Source organism: Pseudomonas sp. FW305-28 (genome assembly GCF_017351395.1).
Classification (GTDB): Bacteria; Pseudomonadota; Gammaproteobacteria; order Pseudomonadales; family Pseudomonadaceae; genus Aquipseudomonas; species Aquipseudomonas fluorescens_AA.
This window is the reverse complement of record NZ_JACNDD010000076.1, coordinates 15,192-31,973: the sequence shown is the minus strand read 5'-3', so window position 1 is coordinate 31,973 and position 16,782 is coordinate 15,192. Positions and strand designations below refer to the sequence as shown.

The 16,782-nt window shown below is 61.5% G+C and carries 13 protein-coding genes and 1 pseudogene; 2 read left to right on the top strand and 12 right to left on the bottom strand.

From position 1 onward, the window contains the following. Positions 1-24: 24 nt before the first annotated feature. The 3 genes from J4E53_RS18290 to J4E53_RS18280 form a co-directional block, all read right to left on the bottom strand. Positions 25-1,752 carry an ABC transporter ATP-binding protein/permease gene (locus J4E53_RS18290; RefSeq protein ID WP_072410830.1) on the bottom strand — a complete coding sequence of 576 codons (1,728 nt, stop codon included), beginning with the start codon at positions 1,750-1,752 and terminating at the stop codon, positions 25-27. Between the two features lie 251 nt (positions 1,753-2,003). Continuing rightward, positions 2,004-2,564: a response regulator transcription factor gene (locus J4E53_RS18285; RefSeq protein ID WP_003177957.1), complete on the bottom strand. Its 561-nt coding sequence runs from the start codon at positions 2,562-2,564 to the stop codon at positions 2,004-2,006. Continuing rightward, entirely contained in the window at positions 2,561-3,820 is a 1,260-nt protein-coding gene (locus J4E53_RS18280) for an ATP-binding protein (protein ID WP_060739181.1), read from the bottom strand. Before J4E53_RS18280 ends, J4E53_RS18285 begins: the two co-directional genes overlap by 4 nt. A 370-nt stretch (positions 3,821-4,190) precedes the next feature. On the opposite strand from J4E53_RS18280, the gene J4E53_RS18275 reads away from it, so the two are divergent. After that, on the top strand, positions 4,191-4,910 hold the full coding sequence (locus tag J4E53_RS18275; protein ID WP_060739183.1) for an SIMPL domain-containing protein: 720 nt from the start codon (positions 4,191-4,193) through the stop codon (positions 4,908-4,910). A gap of 50 nt (positions 4,911-4,960) precedes the next feature. On the opposite strand, the gene J4E53_RS18270 is transcribed toward J4E53_RS18275, so the two are convergent. Together J4E53_RS18270 and J4E53_RS18265 are read right to left on the bottom strand one after the other, a co-directional pair. Further along, positions 4,961-5,206, bottom strand: coding sequence for a hypothetical protein (locus J4E53_RS18270; RefSeq protein ID WP_060739184.1), 246 nt, complete (start codon positions 5,204-5,206; stop codon positions 4,961-4,963). 297 nt (positions 5,207-5,503) lie between these two features. Continuing rightward, complete coding sequence (locus tag J4E53_RS18265) at positions 5,504-5,896, bottom strand: DUF6124 family protein (protein ID WP_060739185.1); 393 nt, start codon at positions 5,894-5,896, stop codon at positions 5,504-5,506. 1,431 nt (positions 5,897-7,327) lie between these two features. On the opposite strand from J4E53_RS18265, the pseudogene J4E53_RS31130 reads away from it, so the two are divergent. Continuing rightward, positions 7,328-7,444, top strand: a pseudogene (locus J4E53_RS31130) (DUF6124 family protein); the annotation flags it as partial. 83 nt (positions 7,445-7,527) lie between these two features. On the opposite strand, the gene mdoH reads toward J4E53_RS31130, so the two are convergent. From mdoH to hutG, 7 genes are all read right to left on the bottom strand, one after another. Beyond that, positions 7,528-10,098: a glucans biosynthesis glucosyltransferase MdoH gene (gene mdoH, locus J4E53_RS18260; protein WP_060739581.1), complete on the bottom strand. Its 2,571-nt coding sequence runs from the start codon at positions 10,096-10,098 to the stop codon at positions 7,528-7,530. Continuing rightward, positions 10,091-11,863, bottom strand: a complete 1,773-nt coding sequence (locus J4E53_RS18255; RefSeq protein ID WP_060743089.1) for a glucan biosynthesis protein G — start codon at positions 11,861-11,863, stop codon at positions 10,091-10,093. The genes mdoH and J4E53_RS18255 overlap by 8 nt, the downstream gene beginning before the upstream one ends. Positions 11,864-12,183: 320 nt before the next feature. Beyond that, complete coding sequence (gene dtd / locus J4E53_RS18250) at positions 12,184-12,621, bottom strand: D-aminoacyl-tRNA deacylase (protein ID WP_060739582.1); 438 nt, start codon at positions 12,619-12,621, stop codon at positions 12,184-12,186. Further along, the gene (gene pip, locus J4E53_RS18245) at positions 12,618-13,589 is read right to left on the bottom strand and encodes a prolyl aminopeptidase (protein WP_003196909.1); all 972 of its coding nucleotides are present in this window, start codon (positions 13,587-13,589) and stop codon (positions 12,618-12,620) included. Before pip ends, dtd begins: the two co-directional genes overlap by 4 nt. 105 nt (positions 13,590-13,694) lie before the next feature. After that, complete coding sequence (locus J4E53_RS18240; RefSeq protein WP_256587212.1) at positions 13,695-14,606, bottom strand: alpha/beta hydrolase; 912 nt, start codon at positions 14,604-14,606, stop codon at positions 13,695-13,697. Positions 14,607-14,760: 154 nt separating this feature from the next. Then, positions 14,761-15,708 (bottom strand): choline ABC transporter substrate-binding protein, encoded by a 948-nt coding sequence (locus tag J4E53_RS18235; RefSeq protein WP_103310044.1) that lies wholly within the window; start codon positions 15,706-15,708, stop codon positions 14,761-14,763. Between the two features lie 261 nt (positions 15,709-15,969). Beyond that, a complete protein-coding gene (gene hutG / locus J4E53_RS18230) occupies positions 15,970-16,773 on the bottom strand; it encodes an N-formylglutamate deformylase (protein ID WP_060739584.1) in 804 nt (267 codons plus the stop codon). Positions 16,774-16,782: the final 9 nt, after the last annotated feature.

Sequence of the window (16,782 nt, the reverse complement as noted above, 5' to 3'; positions counted from 1 at the left end):
CTCGCTCCCACAGGTCTTGGGTGTTTATGCTGTCACGGTGCGCTCCACCAGTTGGCCATTTTCGATACGCACATGTCGCGGATGGAAACGTTTCAAACTGCTTCGGTGGCCGACGCTGACGATGCTCAGGCCCGGCAACTGGTCGATCAGCGCCTGGTACAGCGTCGCCTCGTCTTCTTCGTCCATCGCCGACGTGGCTTCGTCCATGTACAACCATTGCGGTGCATAAAGCAATGCACGGGCAAAGGCCAGGCGTTGTTGCTCGCCAGGCGAGAGCATGCGCTGCCAGTGGTTGCTTTCATCCAGCCGCGGGATCAGGTGCGGCAGGCGGCAGGTTTCCAGCACCTGTGCATAACGTTCGTTGGGGTAGACGTCGCCAGCCTGTGGATAACTCAACACTTCCCGCAGGCTGCCAATGGGCAGATAGGGCTTTTGCGGCAGGAACAGGTAACGCGCCGCCGGAAGCCGGATCGTCCCGTGCCCCGCGGGCCACAAATGTCCCATCGCGCGAAACAGGGTCGACTTGCCACTGCCGGAACGACCGCTGAGCATGACCCGCTCGCCCGGTGCCACGCTCATATCGGCGTTGTCGAGCAGATGACGACCGTCGGCCAGATCCAAGCCGAGGTTATGAACCGCCAACGCACTCCCCTGGTTCTGCACATCGATGGCCGGCACGCGGTCTTCGTTGTCGCTCATGGCCTGGCGGAAGCTCAATAGACGATCGCAGGTGGCGCGCCACGCGGCAAGGTCGGCGTAAGCGCTGATGAACCAGCTGAAGTTCTCCTGCACATTGCCGAAAGCCGAGTTGATCTGCATGAGTTCGCCCAGCTGGATCTTGCCGGCGAAGTAGCGCGGCGCGGCAACGATGAACGGGAAGATGATCGCGATCTGGCCGTAGCCGGAGGTGAAGAACGTCAGGCGCTTGGACACCCGCATGATGTCCCAGAAGTTATGCCAGACCAGCCCGAAGCGCCCACTCAGGCGGCGGTTCTCGTTCGGTTCGCCGTTGTACAGCGCAATGCTTTCGGCGTTTTCACGCACCCGGACCATGGAGAAACGCAGGTCGGCTTCGAAGCGTTGCTGGTTGTTGTTCAGCCCGATCAGGCGTCGGCCGATCAGGTGCGTCAACCAACTGCCCACCGCCGCATACACCAGGGCGCACCAGAACATGTAGCCGGGGATGGTGTAGCCGAACACTTCGATGCTGCCGGACACGCCCCACAAGATGATCGAGAACGACACCAGGCTGACCACGGTGCGCAGCAATCCCAGCCCCAGGCCCAGGGTATTGGTGGTGAAACTGTTGAGGTCTTCGGAAATCCGCTGGTCCGGGTTGTCGGTATAGCCGCCCTGCTCCAGCCGGTAGTAATTCTTGTTGCCCAGCCAGCGGGCGAAATGCTGCTCGGTGAGCCAGGCCCGCCAACGAATGGTGAGCATCTGCGTGAGGTACAAGCGATAGACGGCGCCGAGGATCGCCACCGCCGCGATGCCGCAGAAATACAGGATCAACTGCCAGAACGCCGCGCTGTTCTTCTCTTGCAGGGCGTTGTAGAAATCCTTGTACCAACTGTTGATCCACACCGAGATCGCCACGCTGAACAACGACAGCGCGATGACCGCGATCAACAGCGTCCAGGCCTTGCCCTTCTCCTCACTGCGCCAGTACGGCGTGGTCATTTGCCAGACACGGCGGAAAAACTGCCCGCGCACCGCGTCATTGACCGCGGAATATTCAGCGTTCTGATTCATGGTTAAGGCTCGATAAAGAAAAGAACTAGTGTCATGTTTCGCAAATACGTTTCTTTTTGACGAGTGGCTGTTGTCGTCAGGCAAGGCGCCGCGACGAGTCATAGCCCGCTATGGCGAGGAGCGGCAACGCAGCATGACGGCAACAGACGCCGTCAAAAAGGAACAGTATTTGTGATACATGACGCTGGGGCCGATCATAAAGCAACGGCCCGATGTGTCGCGAGGGTGGACAACACCTGTTCAGCGCAGGTTCAGCGACGCACGGGACGCTTTTGCAATTTGCGCTGCAAGGTCCGCCGGTGCATGCCCAGGGCGCGGGCCGTGGCGGAGATATTGCCCTCGTGCTCGGTCAGCACCCGCTGGATGTGCTCCCATTGCAGGCGATCCACCGACATGGGGTTTTCCGGCACCAGGGTGTCGAGGTCGGCGTGCTCGGACAACAGCGCCGCCAGTACATCATCGGCATCCGCCGGCTTGCACAGATAATTGCAGGCACCGCGCTTGATGGCCTCGACCGCGGTGGCGATGCTCGAATAACCGGTGAGGATCACCACGCGCATTTCCGGGTCCAGCTCCAGCAACTTGGGCAACAGCACCAGGCCGGAATCGCCGTCCATTTTCAGGTCCAGGGCGGCGTAGTCCGGCAGGTCGGCCTGGGCGATGGTCAGGCCTTCCTCGGCGGAACCGGCGGTGCTGACGCGAAAGCCGCGACGGGACATGGCCCGGGCCATGACGCGGGTGAAGGTGGCATCGTCATCCACCAGCAACAGATGCGGCAGTTCTTCGCCGTCGACTTGGATCTCGTCACTCATGTTTCGTCTCCTCGGTCGGCATGGGGCAGGCGCAGCTCGGTGAGCGTGCCGCCTTCCTCATGGGGGTAGAGTTTCACCGAGCCGCCGGCGCGTGTCACGCTGGCTTTGCTCAAGAACAGGCCCAGGCCGAAACCTTTGCCCTTGGTGGTGTAGAACGGCTTGCCGATCTGCTCGGCAATCGCCAGCGGCACACCGGCACCGTGGTCGCGAATGCAGATGGTCAGTTCATAAGCGTTCCAGTCCAACGCCACTTCCAGGTTGTCGGGACAGGCATCGGCGGCATTGTTCAGCAGGTTCAACAGTGCTTGGGTCAGGTCTGGCGGCGGTGCCATGCGCGGCACCACGCCCTTGCCCAGGCACTGGAAGCGATAACTGGCTTCCGGGCGCATCAGGTGCCAGCGGTTCAGCGCATCGTCGAGCCAGAAGGTGACCGCCTGCATGTCGATGTCCAGCCGGCGATTGGCCTCGGCGGCACGCACCAGGTATTGCAGGGTTTCCTTGCAGAGCTTGACCTGGTCCTGGAGCACGCTGAGATCGTCCTGCAGTGCCGGGTCGTGATGGTCCTGGCGCATTTCCTTGAGCAGCACGCTCATGGTCGCCAGCGGTGTACCCAATTCATGGGCGGCACCGGCAGCCTGGGTTGCCACGGCCAGCAATTGCTCGTCCCGCAGGCCCTCCTCACGACGGATGGCCCGCAGCTCTTCCTGGCGGCGCAGCTCCTCGGCCATGCGCGCGGCAAAAAACGTGATGACCGCCGCCGCCAGGGCGAAACTCAGCCACATGCCGTAGATCTGCAGGTTCTCCCGGGCGATGGGAAAGGTTTCCAGCGGGTAGAAGCGCGCCAGCAGCAAGGTGTACAGCGCCAGGGCGATGCCGGAAAGGATCAGCGAAAACCGCCACGGCAACGTCACCGCGGCGATGGTCAGCGGCACCAGGTAATAAGAGACGAAGGGGTTGGTGGAGCCACCGGAGAAATACAGCAACGCGCTGTGGATAAACAAGTCGCCGGCCAGCTGCACGGCATATTCCAGCTCGGTCACCGGCCACGAGGCACGCAGGCGAATCGCCGTCAGCGCGCAGAGCACGCTGGAACAGACCAGGGTGATCGCCAGCTGCAGCCAGGGCAGCGGCAGCAGGTCGAACCAATAGGCGAGCCCCACGGAGCCGGCCTGGGCCGCCAGGACCAGAATACGGATAAACGTCAGGCGCCAGAGGTTCTGGCGGGAAGCGGAAGTCATTTGCAAAGGGGCGAGCATGAGCTCTCCTGATGAGCGCTCCAGGCGGATCGCACGGAGTATAACCAAGGCAGGGGTTGCAGCGGCAGATATGCGGCAAAGCGCCACAGCTCTCAATGCTGCATATACCCCTTGTGGCGAGGGAGCTTGCTCCCGCTGGCCTGCGCAGCAGGCCCAACCCCGGCGCCGCGTTGTGTCAGATGAATGGAGCCGCTGCTTTTAGGGCCGCTTCGCGCCCCAGCGGGAGCAAGCTCCCTCGCCACGGGGCTCTTCATTGGCTTCAGGTATCTGTATAGAAGTTGTAACTGTGCGAACCCACCCATAAAAGCTAGAGTCTTATCCTTCACGCAGGCCCGGACCTTACCCCTGCGCCTCATCCCAAGGAGCTTTCATGCACACGTTCAGTCGCCACGTCGCCCTGCTCGCCTTCAGCCTCGGCACCGTCGCCAGCCTGCCGGCCCTGGCCGCCGACGAGCTTCACTACAACCAGATTTCCCTGCGCGCCGAAGTCAGCCAGGAAGTGGCCCGCGACCTGATGATCGTCACTCTCTATACCGAAGAACAGAACACCGATCCGGCCAAACTCGCCGCCACTGTCAGCACCACGGTGAACAAAGCCATCGGCCAGGCCAAAGAGGTCAAGGACATCACCCTGCGCCAGGGCAGCCGCAACAGCTACCCGATCTACGACAACAAAGGCCAGAAAATCACCGGCTGGCGCGAGCGCGCCGAACTGCGCCTGGAAAGCGCCGACTTCGCCGCCCTGTCCAAACTCACCGGCGAGCTGCTGGGCGACATGAAGATGGGCGGCATGGACTTCGCCATCGCCACCGCCACCCGCCAGAGCAGCGAAGACGCCCTGCTCAAAGACGCCGTCAACGCCTTCAAGGCCCGCGCTCAACTGGCCACCGAAGCCCTGGGCGGCAAGGGTTACAAGATCGTCAACCTGAACTTCAATACCAACGGTTATCCACAACCCTTCATGCGCGCGCCAACGATGATGATGAAAAGTGGTTCCATGGATGCTGAATCCGTGACGCCTGACGTGGAAGCCGGTACCAGTAAAGTGATCATGACGGCGGATGGGGTGGTTGAGGTGTTGAAGGAGTAACGGATGCCTGATCGTTCCCCCGCTCCGGCGGGGGAACGATCGAACCGCCTTTACTTCAGCAAAGGCACAGCCGCCTGTGCGAGTTGGGTGAGCAACTCAATATCTCGCTCGTCGCATGCGCCATCTTCGTTTAAATCGGTTTTTATACCCACCTTGTCGTAGCGCCCATCCTTCAGGGAAGAAGCGACAAAGGTGAGCAAGTAACTCTTGTTGTCACGAAAAAACTCGAGCCGAACCTCCGGGCTTTCGTCTTTATCGAAGTCTTTAAGAGATATACGGATTTCTTCGGCGGCCATCGCTACACCTCCTCCATGGATTAGCTCAATACGGCATCGCCGCTTAGCAGCGCGCCTGTTGCTACCTTATAACCATGCCTCCAAAAATCTACTGTCAGAAGTATCAGGTGTACGTCCGCACAGTAGAGCCTACGGAGAATCGAGCATGCTTTGTGGCAAGGGGATTTATCCCCGCTGGGCCGCGAAGCGGCCCCAACAGCAGCGACTCAATCTGTCTGACGCACCGAGGTGTCAGGTTTGGGTCTGCTGCGCAGCCCAGCGGGAGCAAGCTCCCTCGCCACAGGACGGTGCCCGACCTCAAGCGGGCGGGCAGGCCGAGCTGGCCGGTGTCTCGACCTGATCCAACGCCTTGTCCACCAGCAACTGGCACAGCTCCACCAACTGATGAATCCCCAACGCCACGCTCCGACGCGTGCCCTCCACTTCGAAAGCCAGGTCTTCGGCCATGGCTTTTATCGAGGCCAGGGTTTCCGAGGTGCTGGTGAGCAGCGTATCGGTGTCGGCTTTGGCGGTGACTGAAAACAGGCTATCGATGCGCTGATCGGTGCTTGGCTCTGGTTTTTTTGGATTCAGGTAATGATCGAGGGCGCGCTCGGCGGCGGCGCGGTCTTTTAGGAGGTCTTCGATGGCGTCGAAGCCGGAAAGGGGATTGGTTTTGTTGAAGGGTGGGTCTGGGACTGACTTATCCATAGTTAAATTCTCCTGCTTAAAAATTGGAGCCATCCCTGTGTCGTTTCCACGCGACAGTTAGGTGGCAGCGGTACGCGGGGTGGAAATACCGGTTAGCAGGACCCGGCCAGACCGAAGTCTGCCCACGCACAGCCGCCAAGACGCAGTTTGCAGACGAAACGAGACGTCGGCAACACGATGTTCAGCCATGCCACTGCTAAAAGGTTCAGGTTTCCACACCCGGTCGCTGATTAGGCAGCGACGTTCAAAGGTTAGAGAGCCCACTTCCGAGGGACAACCTTAAAAACTTGTCGGATGTTTCGTTCTGGAAAGCGGATCCTTCCGACGCACCTGAATGATTTATGCAGCCTTCCGACCCACCGCAAACCCGTGGCGAGGGAGCTTGCTCCCGCTGGGGCGCGAAGCGGCCCTAAAAGCAGCGACTCCATCCAACAGACACAACGCGGCGCTTGGGTTGGGTCTGCTGCGCAGCCCAGCGGGAGCAAGCTCCCTCGCCACGGGGTTAGGTGCTCGACGAGACGGAAGCGTATTGCTTCAACCAGTGAATCGGGTACACCCGAGGGAACCAGGCCGGCTGTCAGGCCGCCTTCGCGGGCAAGCCCGCTCCCACAATTGAATCGGAGTACGACTGGGAGAGCCAGGTCGGCTATCAGGCCGCCTCGCGAGCAAGCTTTGCTCCCACAGATCTGACCGGAGTACGACTGGGAGAGCTAGGTCGGCTATCAGGCCGCCTCGCGAGCAAGCTTTGCTCCCACAGATCTGACCGGAGTAGGACCGTGAGAACCAGGTCGGCTATCAGGCCGCCTCGCGAGCAAGCTTTGCTCTCACAGATCTGACGGGTGTATGACCGAGAGAGCCAGGTCGGCTATAAGGCCGCCTCGCGGTGGACGTTGATCTCGGCGCCCCGTTAACCACGCTGGCCGAACGCAGGCATTGTGGAGTGGGCATCCCGGCATGGATGCCGGGATAGCCGCGCTGGGCCATGGATGGCCCTTCGCGGCGGGCCCACGGAGCAATGCCGGAGTGAGGGCATGCCGAGCCTAAGCGAGGCACCGAGTGGTGGGGCAGAAGCGCTTTGGTTACTTTCGCGCTTTTCGAAAGTGACCCGCCGTAAGGGCGGAACCATAAGCTGCCGTTACCTAAATAACGGATATACACACAAAAACATCTGTACCCACAACCCCGTCAGCCCAAGGCTACAGAGCCTTGCACCATTGCCTACAACTACGCCAGAATCCGCCGGCTTGTGCGCCTTGGCCCTGGGCTCTAACGTTTGCAGGTCGCTGTCAGTTCAGCGATCGGGTTTAGCAGCTCGGCACAATATCAAGGCACGCAGGTCCGCTTTATGGCGGCTGTGCGTGGGGCACTTCGGTGCGCCGGGTTCCTTGATTCCTGGTCTGCTAACCCGCGCACAGTCGCCACCCTTTTCGTTTAGCAGCGATGTCTGAAGGCTCACGACGCCATGTTGCCCTTGGCATCCAGCAACTGATCGAACTGAGTGGCTTGCTGGCAAATCGGGCACTGGACAACGTCAACACACAACCCTGACCTCACCACGAGCGGTGTTCACCTACTGAAACAGCGCCCAACAAAAAGCCCCGCTTCCTTTCAGAAGCGGGGCTTTTTGCGTATCAGGCCACTTGAGGCTGCACGCTCACCGGCTGTAGCGGTAGCAGCGGTGCATGAGGGTCGGCCTTGACCGACTCACGCCATGCCGCCAGCCACTCGGGATGCGCCTCGCTCCAGACCTGCTCGTGCAGGCGAGACAAGGCCACCGGATCGCTCAGCAGGGCCAGTCGCTCGGCATTGCTGAGACCGGCAGGACCGACCTTCAGGGCGTGACGAACGCGTTCGACACGCAGCCATTCGATCGGCTCGGCCTTGCCGTGACGGGAGGTCGCCAGCGCATACGCCAAGGCGTTCTGTTGTGGATCGACCACCGCCCGGATGAAACCGTCGTTCAGTGCATGCCAACGGTTCTCATGGGTGTACTGGTCCGTCGACAGCAGCTCCTGCGGCGGTGCGTATTCCTCAGGAATCAGGAACAGGCTTTCATCACGGGACTTCAAGCCCAGGCCCACGCGGCTGGAGATCACCGACACCGGGATCGACAGCATCAGCGAACCCACGATCGGCACCAGCCACCAGAGGAAGCTCGGGTTCAGCCAGATCACCAGCAAGGCCCAGAAGAAGCCCAGCAAAGTCTGCGGGCCGTGGCGCTTGACCGCTTCGCTCCATGGCGTGGAGTCGTCGTCACGTTGCGGCGAGTTCCAGGTCGCGGCCCAGCCCAGGAACGCGGCGAGCACGAAACGGGTGTGGAAGATCATTCGCACCGGCGCCAGCAGCATGGAGAACAGCATCTCCAGCAGCATGGACAACGTCACCTTGAACTTGCCACCGAACGCCTTCGCGCCCTTGGCCCAGATCAGCACGATACTCAACAACTTGGGCAGGAACAGCAGCACGATGGTCGTCGAGAACAGCGCGATAGCTTTTTCCGGGTGCCATTGTGGCCACAACGGATAAAGCTGGCGTGGCTCGAGGAAGTACTGCGGCTCCATCAATGTGTTCACCGCCAGCAGCGCGGTGGACAGCACCAGGAAGAAGAACCACAGCGGCGCCGACAGGTAGGACATCACACCGGTCAGGAACACTGCACGGTGCACCGGGTGCATGCCCTTGACCAGGAACAGCCGGAAGTTCATCAGGTTGCCGTGGCACCAGCGACGGTCACGCTTGAGTTCGTCCAGCAGGTTCGGTGGCAGCTCTTCGTAGCTGCCCGGCAGGTCATAGGCAATCCACACGCCCCAGCCGGCACGGCGCATCAGCGCGGCTTCGACGAAATCGTGGGACAGGATGGCACCGGCGAACGCGCCTTTACCGGGCAACGGCGCCAGGGCGCAGTGCTCGATGAACGGTTTCATGCGGATGATCGCGTTGTGGCCCCAGTAGTGGGATTCGCCCAACTGCCAGAAGTGCAAACCGGCGGTGAACAACGGACCGTACACCCGCGTGGCGAACTGCTGCATGCGCGCATACAGCGTGTCCATGCCCGAGGCCCGCGGCGCGGTCTGGATGATGCCGGCGTCCGGCGTGGCTTCCATCAGGCGCACCAGGCTGGTCAGGCATTCGCCGCTCATCACCGAGTCCGCGTCGAGCACGACCATGTACTTGTAGTCACTGCCCCAACGACGGCAGAAGTCGTCGAGGTTACCGCTCTTGCGTTTCACACGACGGCGACGACGGCGGTAGAAGATCTTGCCGAAGCCCCCGGCTTCACGGCAGACATCCAGCCAGGCCTGCTGTTCGGCCACGCAAATATCGGTCTCGTTACTGTCGCTGAGCACGAAGAAGTCGAAGCGATCCAGGTCACCGGTGGCGGCCACCGACTCGAAGGTCGCGCGCAAACCGGCGAATACCCGCGGCACGTCTTCGTTGCAGATCGGCATCACCAGCGCAGTGCGGGCGTCCTTGGGAATGGGCTCGTTGCCGGCGCTGGCGCCGGAGATGCGGTATTTGTCATGGCCGGTGAGCAATTCGAGAAAGCCCATCAGCGCGGTCCAGAAACCCGCCGACACCCAGCAGAACAGGATCCCGAACAGAATCAGGATGCTGGTCTGCAACGCATACGGCAGCACTTGCGTGGCCGTCTGCAGCAGCGGTTGGTGCAAGACTTCGTCCAGATCCACCAGCGACCAGCCCTGGTACGGCATGATGCCTTTCATGTACCAACCGGCAACGATGGTCTGGCCGAGCATCAGGATCAGCAGGATGTAACGGCGGATCGAACCCACGGTACGCCAGCGTGCATGGGGCAGCACGCGCTCATCCTTGGGCGGCTTCGGCGGGTTGGTACGCCCGGTCAGGCGCCGCCAGCCGCGCACCAGAATATTGGTGCGCCACGGTTCCGGCACGACCTTGGTCCGGCGAATCGGCGGCGTCGCCTTCAAGCACACCCGGCCGTTGGCATCGAGGGCCAGCATTTCGGCGTCCTCGAGTTCCTCGGCAGTGCTTAGCGTCAGGCGACGGCCCACCGAGGCTTGCGCCGCCTCGTTGGGTGCGTCGAATGTCGAAGAAGCCAGGCGCTTGTGCAATTCGCTGAATGACGTGCAGCCCGCCAGCTCGGCGCGCTGCTCGTCGGTCATCGGCAAATGGGCCAGATACTCACTGAGAGATTCTGGTTGTACGGACGTATTACTCATCGGCAGGCAACTGGTAGCTCCAGGTCTCGGTCAGGACTTGTTCAGTCTGCTCCGGTTCCTGTGGGGTTGGGGTCGGCTCGGCGGCAGCGGTGGACGACTTGACGGCCTTGGCCTCTTTCTGCTCGCCGGCCTGCTCGTTGGCTTGCTCTTTTTCGCTCTGCTGCTTGGCGACCTTGTCGGCCTTGGCCAGCGTGGTCACGGAATGCGCGGTGGCTGGCAGCTCGACAGGAACAAGCGGCCTGACCAATGCGGCACGCATCTCGGTCGCTTTGCTCGGGTCCTTGATCTTCATGCGCAGCGTCAGGCGCCAGCCCTTGGTTTCAGGGTTGTAGCGCACGCTGTTCTCGACGATCTCGGCGTTGTCGCCAACGCTCACCTGGCTGCGCACCTCGGCCTCTTCAGGCAGCGCTTGCAGGGACGGCCCTTCGAAATCCACCAGGTAGGCCACGCTGCCGTCCGGTTGACGGATCAGGTTGGACTGCTTCACGTCACCGGTCGAACGCAGGGTCTGCTTGACCCAGGCGCTGTCTGGCGAGTGCAGGTTGGCTTCGTCGAGGGTCCAGTGCAGACGGTAGGCGAAGTCCAGTGGCTGGCCTGGCTCAGGCAGTTTTTCCGGGCTCCAGAACGCAACGATGTTGTCGTTGGTTTCGTCGGCGGTCGGGATTTCCACCAGATCGACAGTCCCTTTGCCCCAATCGCCTTTCGGTTCGATCCAGGCGCTTGGACGTTTTTCGTAACGGTCGTCCAGGTCTTCGTAGTGGCTGAAGTCACGACCACGCTGCAGCAGGCCGAAACCACGCGGGTTTTCTACCGAGAAGTTGCTCACGGCCAGGTGTTTCGGGTTGTTCAGCGGACGCCAGATCCACTCGCCGTTGCCGGCATGGATGGACAGGCCACTGGAATCGTGGAGTTCACGACGGTAGTTCAGCACCTTGGACGGCTGGTTGGCGCCGAACAGGAACATGCTGGTCAACGGGGCGATACCCAGCTTGTTGACACGATCACGCAGGAACACCCGTGATTTCACGTCGACAACGGTGTCGGTGCCCGGACGCACGGTCAGGCGATAGGCGCCAGTGGCCCGTGGCGAATCCAGCAGGGCGAAGATCACCAGGTGCTTGTCGGTCGGTTTCGGACGCTGGATCCAGAATTCGCGAAAGCGCGGGAACTCTTCACCGGATGGCAGCGCAGTGTCGATGGCCATGCCACGAGCGGACAAGCCATAGACTTGGCCCTTGCCGATGACGCGGAAATAACTCGCGCCCAGCATGGTCATGATTTCGTCTTGCTTGTCGGCCTTGTTGATCGGGTACAACACGCGGAAACCGGCGTAGCCCAGCTGTTCGGTGGCCTTGGGATCGAACTTCACGTCGCCGAAATCGAAACGTGTCGGGTCGTACTTGATCTCGTCGACGGTGGTCGCGGTGATTTCGTTGATCTTCACCGGCGTGTCGAAATGCATGCCCTGGTGATAGAAGGACAGCCGGAACGGGGTCTTCTGGTCGGCCCATTCTGCTTTTTCGGTGCGGAAACGAATTTTCTGATAATCGGCGAATTTCATTTCGCGGAATTCGTTCGGCAAATTGCTGCGCGGGGCTTCGAACTTCTGCCCGGCCAATTCTTGTGCCTTCGCCGATACATCATCCAGGCTGAATGCCCACAGTTGGCCCGCGCCGAGCAGGCACAACAGGGCCGAGCCCGTTACCAGGGCGCTTCTCAACCGTTTGGCCGTCATTTTTGGTGCATTACAGGGACTAACAATCACGAGCAACCCTCGCCGAAAACTGATCAAAAAACCAACGGCCAGATAAAGTATCTGCACGGTAACGGTGCTGAAAAACCGCTCCTGCTGACCACTCTTGCCAAGTTGGCGAGCATTGTTCCGACTCCGACGGGGCAAAATGATTCCCCAAACGGTCCAGGACAACTCTCTACCTAAGTCAAATGGACCAGCGAACGCTGATCCCCCGTAGCGCGCGATTATCTAGTAGCCCGCGTGACAACGCATCAGGGGTAGCAAAGTATTTATCGAGAAAACTCACCGTTTTACCTCGAAACAGAACCGAAAAGATGTTTCTAACGCTTTCAGGACTGTAACAGGAAGGTTACCGGGCCATCATTGACCAGATGAACCTGCATGTCGGCGCCGAATCTACCTGATGCCACAGTGCCATGCACCTGTTTCGCCTGACTCAGCAAATAGTTGAACAATTCTTCGCCCAGGGCCGGAGGCGCAGCCGTGGAAAAACTCGGGCGCAGACCGCTCTTGGTGTCCGCCGCCAGGGTGAATTGCGACACCAGCAGCAATCCACCACCGACATCCGCCAAGGACAGGTTCATCTTGCCCTCGGTATCACTGAACACTCGATAGTTAAGCAGCTTGTGCAGGAGTTTGTCGGCATTGGCCCGGGTATCCCCGGGCTCGACGGCCACCAGCACCAGCAAGCCCTGGTCCACAGCCCCGACGATCTCGCCCGCCACCTCGACCCGGGCGCCGCGCACCCGTTGCAACAGCCCCTTCATGCTTCTTCGGGCGGCAAGTCGAGCAGGCGCCGGGCCATTTGCGCGGCGGCGCGTACCAACGCGTCGGTAATCCCCGGCTCCGAGGCGGCGTGGCCGGCGTCGCGGATCACCTGCAATTCACTGTTGGGCCAGTTCTGATGCAGTTCCCAGGCATTGTCCAACGGGCAGATCACATCGTAGCGGCCGTGCACGATGACGCCTGGCAAATGGGCGATCTTGCCCATGTCGCGAATCAACTGGTTGGGCTCGAGGAAAGCGTTGTTGGTGAAGTAGTGGCATTCGATCCGGGCGATCGACAGCGCCCGCTGCGGCTCGGAGAAGCGATCGACCACCAGCGGGTTCGGACGCAGGGTGGCGGTACGACCTTCCCAGGTGGACCAGGCCTTGGCCGCGTGCATCTGGGCGATCTGGTCGTTGCCGGTCAGGCGCTTGTGGAAAGCGCTGAGCAGGTCGTCGCGCTCGTCCAACGGGATCGGTGCGATGTAGTCCTGCCAGTAGTCGGGAAACAGGCGACTGGCACCCGCCTGATAAAACCACTCGATTTCCTGCGGACGGCAGAGAAAGATCCCACGCAAGATCAGGCCATGCACCCGCTCTGGATGGGTCTGGGCGTAGGCCAGGGCCAGGGTCGAGCCCCAGGAACCACCGAACAGCACCCATTTCTCGATACCCAGGTGCTTGCGGATACGCTCCAGGTCTTCGACCAGATCCCAGGTGGTGTTGTTTTCCAGGCTGGCGTGGGGGGTGGATCGACCGCAACCGCGCTGGTCGAAGGTGACGATGCGGTACAGGTTCGGATCGAAGTAGCGACGGCTCTGCGCATCGCAGCCGGCACCCGGGCCGCCGTGAATGAACACCACTGGCAGGCCTTCTGGGGAACCGCTTTCATCGACATAGAGCGTGTGGGTGTCATCGACAGCCAGATCGTGCCGGGCATGGGGTTTGATCTGCGGGTACAAAGTCTGCATTGCGCGCTCCGTAAGGGGTCGAGTCATCCCTGTAGGGACTTCTATTTAGTCTGCCGTCCGGCATCATAAACCCGAATGACCTTAATGAGCATGTCCCCTGCGCAGTCAAAGCATGTCAGCCAGGTACGCCAGCAGCGTGCGATACATCTGATCGACCTCCGGCACCTGGCCCCGGCCACGCAGGCAACCGTGGACCAGCCCATTGCCGACATACAGCACGGCGTCTCCCCCTGCGGCGTTCAGCCGCTCGCAATAAAGGACGCCGTCGTCGCGCAGTGGATCCCATTGCGCGACGGCAACCAGCGCTGGCGGCAAACCGTCCAGGTTGTCGGCGAGTAACGGCATGGCATAAGGCGAAGGACGAGCGCCACCCAGGTACAGCGCCTCATAGCGCTCCAGATCGCGACGGCTCAGGAGCGGGGCATCGAAGCACTCGTGACGCGACGGCAGATCCGCAGGGCCACCGAGCGCCGGATAAATCAAGACCTGGGCCCGGGGCAACGGTTGCCCGGCATCGCGCAAGGCCAGGCATAACGCGGCGGCGAGATTGCCGCCGGCACTGTCACCGACCACCAGCCGGCGACGGGGGTCGATGGCAAAGGGGGCGTCCGCCAAGTGGCGCCACACCGCGAGGCAATCTTCGAAGCCGGCCGGAAACGGATGCTCCGGGGCCAGCCGGTAATCCACCGCCACCACCCACGCGCCCAGCTCAGCGGCCAGCTCCATGCAGATGAAGTCATGGGAATCCAGATCCCCCACGACCCAACCGCCACCGTGCAGGTAAAGCACGCATGGCCAGCCGGCGAGCGGTGCCGCACGTTGCGGGTAATAGGCCCGCACCGCCACGCCGGCCAGTTCGAAATCCTCGATGGCCAGCGTCGGCGGGCAAGGTGGAGTGAACGCCCGGCACATCTGGCTGTAGGCCTGGCGCGAACCGGCGAGGCTGTCGTCCGGGCTGGTGAAGCTCTGGGTTTTGTCGATGAAGGCTGACATTGCCTGGGAGAGTGGGTAGGTCATCGTGGTTTGCCGTGGTGTGGCTCCGAGGCTTTTGTGGCGAGGGAGCTTGCTCCCGCTGGGTGGCGCAGCCGCCCCAAGAATCTTGTGAGCGCTGCGCACTCAAGCGGGAGCAAGCTCCCTCGCCACAGGGGTTATCAGTGCCCGGAAAATCGCCTCAGTTCTTGAGACTGGCCTGCACCGCCGCCACGCCATCCTTGCCATCGAAACTCGTGACACCCGCCAGCCAGCGCTGAAGATCCTCAGGATGCTCGCGCAGCCATTGCCGGGCGACGTCCTGGGGTGTCTTGCGCTCCATGATCGGCACCATCAACTGGCTTTCCTGGGCGGCGCTGAAGGTGAGGTTTTCCAACAGCCGGCTCACATTCGGGCAACGCTGGGCGTAGTCCGGCGCGGTCACGATGGAGACGGTCGCGGCGCCTTCGTTCGGACCATAGACGTCCTCGCTGCCGGTCAGGTACGTGATGTTCATGTTGATGTTCATCGGGTGCGGGGTCCAGCCGACGAAGACCACGAACTCCTTGCGGTTCACCGCCCGCTGCACCGCCGCCAGCATGCCTGCTTCACCGGACTCGATCAGCTTGAAATCCTTGAGGCCGAAGTGGTTGGTCTCGATCATGGTCTTGATGGTGGTGTTGGCACCGCTGCCCGGCTCGATGCCGTAGATCTTGCCGCCAAGCTGATCCTTGAACCGGGCGATGTCGGCAAAGGTCTTGAGCCCCGCCGCCGCCACGTAATCCGGTACGGCCAATGTAGCCTGGGCGTCGGCCAGGCTTGGCTTGTCCAGTACCTTCACCTGGTTGGCCGCCAGGAACGGCGCGATGTTCTTGTCCATCGCCGGCTTCCAATACCCCAGGAAGATGTCGAGCCGCTTGTCGCGGATGCCGGCGAAGATGATCTGTTGCACGGCGCTGGTCTGCTTGCTGTCGTAGCCCAGACCGGTGAGCAGCACATCGGCCATGCCGCTGGTGGCGATCACATCGGTCCAGTTGACCACGCCCATGCGTACGGTCTGGCAGGACGCAGGCTCGGCGGCCATCGCCCCGGTGCTGAGTAGAACGGTACCGCAGAGGAACGACAGACAGCGTTTGAACAGTCTTTTCATCGCGAGGGTCTCGTGCGGCAGCGGATTATTGTAGGGCGGTGTCTTGGCGCACCGTGACCGGAACATTACGCAGCGTCGAGGGGGTCAAGATGAACTGTGGCGACTCGGTTTTGCACGGTGGCGACAGGTAGGCAGGCATGAATGCTTTTGTGGCGAGGGAGCTTGCTCCCGCTGGGCTGCGCAGCGGCCCCCAGATTTCACGAGCGCTACGCACTCGAGCGGGAGCAAGCTCCCTCGCCACCAAAGCTGCCTTGCCAGGGATTAATGTTTGTAGGTCTTCTGCCCCCACGCCAGGAAACCTTCCAGCAACTCCCTGAGCACCACCTGGGTCGGCGCCGCCAGATCCGGGCGGTAGTTGAACGGTTCGAATTCTTCCATGTAAGTGCTCTGGCACAGTTCCAGCTGCACGGCGTGGATGTCTTCGGCCGGGTTGCCGTAGTGCCGCGTGATGTGTCCGCCCTTGAAACGCCCGTTGAGCACATGGGTGAACTGGCCGTGGCGGGCGCAGATGGCTTCGAGCTGGCTGGCCAGGGTCGGGTCGCAACTGGCACCGTTGAAAGTGCCGAGGTTGAAGTCCGGCAGCTTGCCGTCGAACAGGTGCGGGATCACCGAACGGATCGAGTGGGCGTCGAACAGCAAGGCGTAGCCGAACTCGGCCTTGAGCCGCGCCAGTTCCTGCCGCAGTGCTTGGTGGTACGGCATCCAGACCTGCTGCAGATACGTCGCCCGTTCCTCGGCCGACGGTTCCAGCCCTTCGCGAAACAACGGCACGCCATCGAACAGCGTCGCCGGGTACAAACCGGTGGTGGCGCCGACGTACATCGGCTTGTCATCGGAGGGGCGATTCAGGTCGACGACGAACCGTGAATATTCGGCGGCCAGGGTGCTGGCGCCCAACTCATTGGCGAACTCATAGAGCTGGGGAATGTGCCAGTCGGTGTCCGGCAGGCTCTGGGCTTCGGGAATCAACCCGGCCTTCACCGCCGGGGTCAGGCGCAGGCCGGCGTGGGGCATGCTGACCAACAGCGGCACGCGCCCTTGCTTGAAATTCAGGACCTTCTCCACAACCAATCT

Bases quoted from the DNA above. Each gene is read 5' to 3' on its own strand.
- pip (WP_003196909.1), bottom strand. From the start codon at position 13,589: ATGCAGACTTTGTACCCGCAGATCAAACCCCATGCCCGGCACGATCTG.
- J4E53_RS18275 (WP_060739183.1), top strand. From the start codon at position 4,191: ATGCACACGTTCAGTCGCCACGTCGCCCTGCTCGCCTTCAGCCTCGGC.
- J4E53_RS18280 (WP_060739181.1), bottom strand. From the start codon at position 3,820: ATGCTCGCCCCTTTGCAAATGACTTCCGCTTCCCGCCAGAACCTCTGG.
- J4E53_RS18265 (WP_060739185.1), bottom strand. From the start codon at position 5,896: ATGGATAAGTCAGTCCCAGACCCACCCTTCAACAAAACCAATCCCCTT.
- mdoH (WP_060739581.1), bottom strand. From the start codon at position 10,098: ATGAGTAATACGTCCGTACAACCAGAATCTCTCAGTGAGTATCTGGCC.
- dtd (WP_060739582.1), bottom strand. From the start codon at position 12,621: ATGAAGGGGCTGTTGCAACGGGTGCGCGGCGCCCGGGTCGAGGTGGCG.
- J4E53_RS18235 (WP_103310044.1), bottom strand. From the start codon at position 15,708: ATGAAAAGACTGTTCAAACGCTGTCTGTCGTTCCTCTGCGGTACCGTT.
- J4E53_RS18240 (WP_256587212.1), bottom strand. From the start codon at position 14,606: ATGACCTACCCACTCTCCCAGGCAATGTCAGCCTTCATCGACAAAACC.
- J4E53_RS18270 (WP_060739184.1), bottom strand. From the start codon at position 5,206: ATGGCCGCCGAAGAAATCCGTATATCTCTTAAAGACTTCGATAAAGAC.
- J4E53_RS18290 (WP_072410830.1), bottom strand. From the start codon at position 1,752: ATGAATCAGAACGCTGAATATTCCGCGGTCAATGACGCGGTGCGCGGG.
- J4E53_RS18285 (WP_003177957.1), bottom strand. From the start codon at position 2,564: ATGAGTGACGAGATCCAAGTCGACGGCGAAGAACTGCCGCATCTGTTG.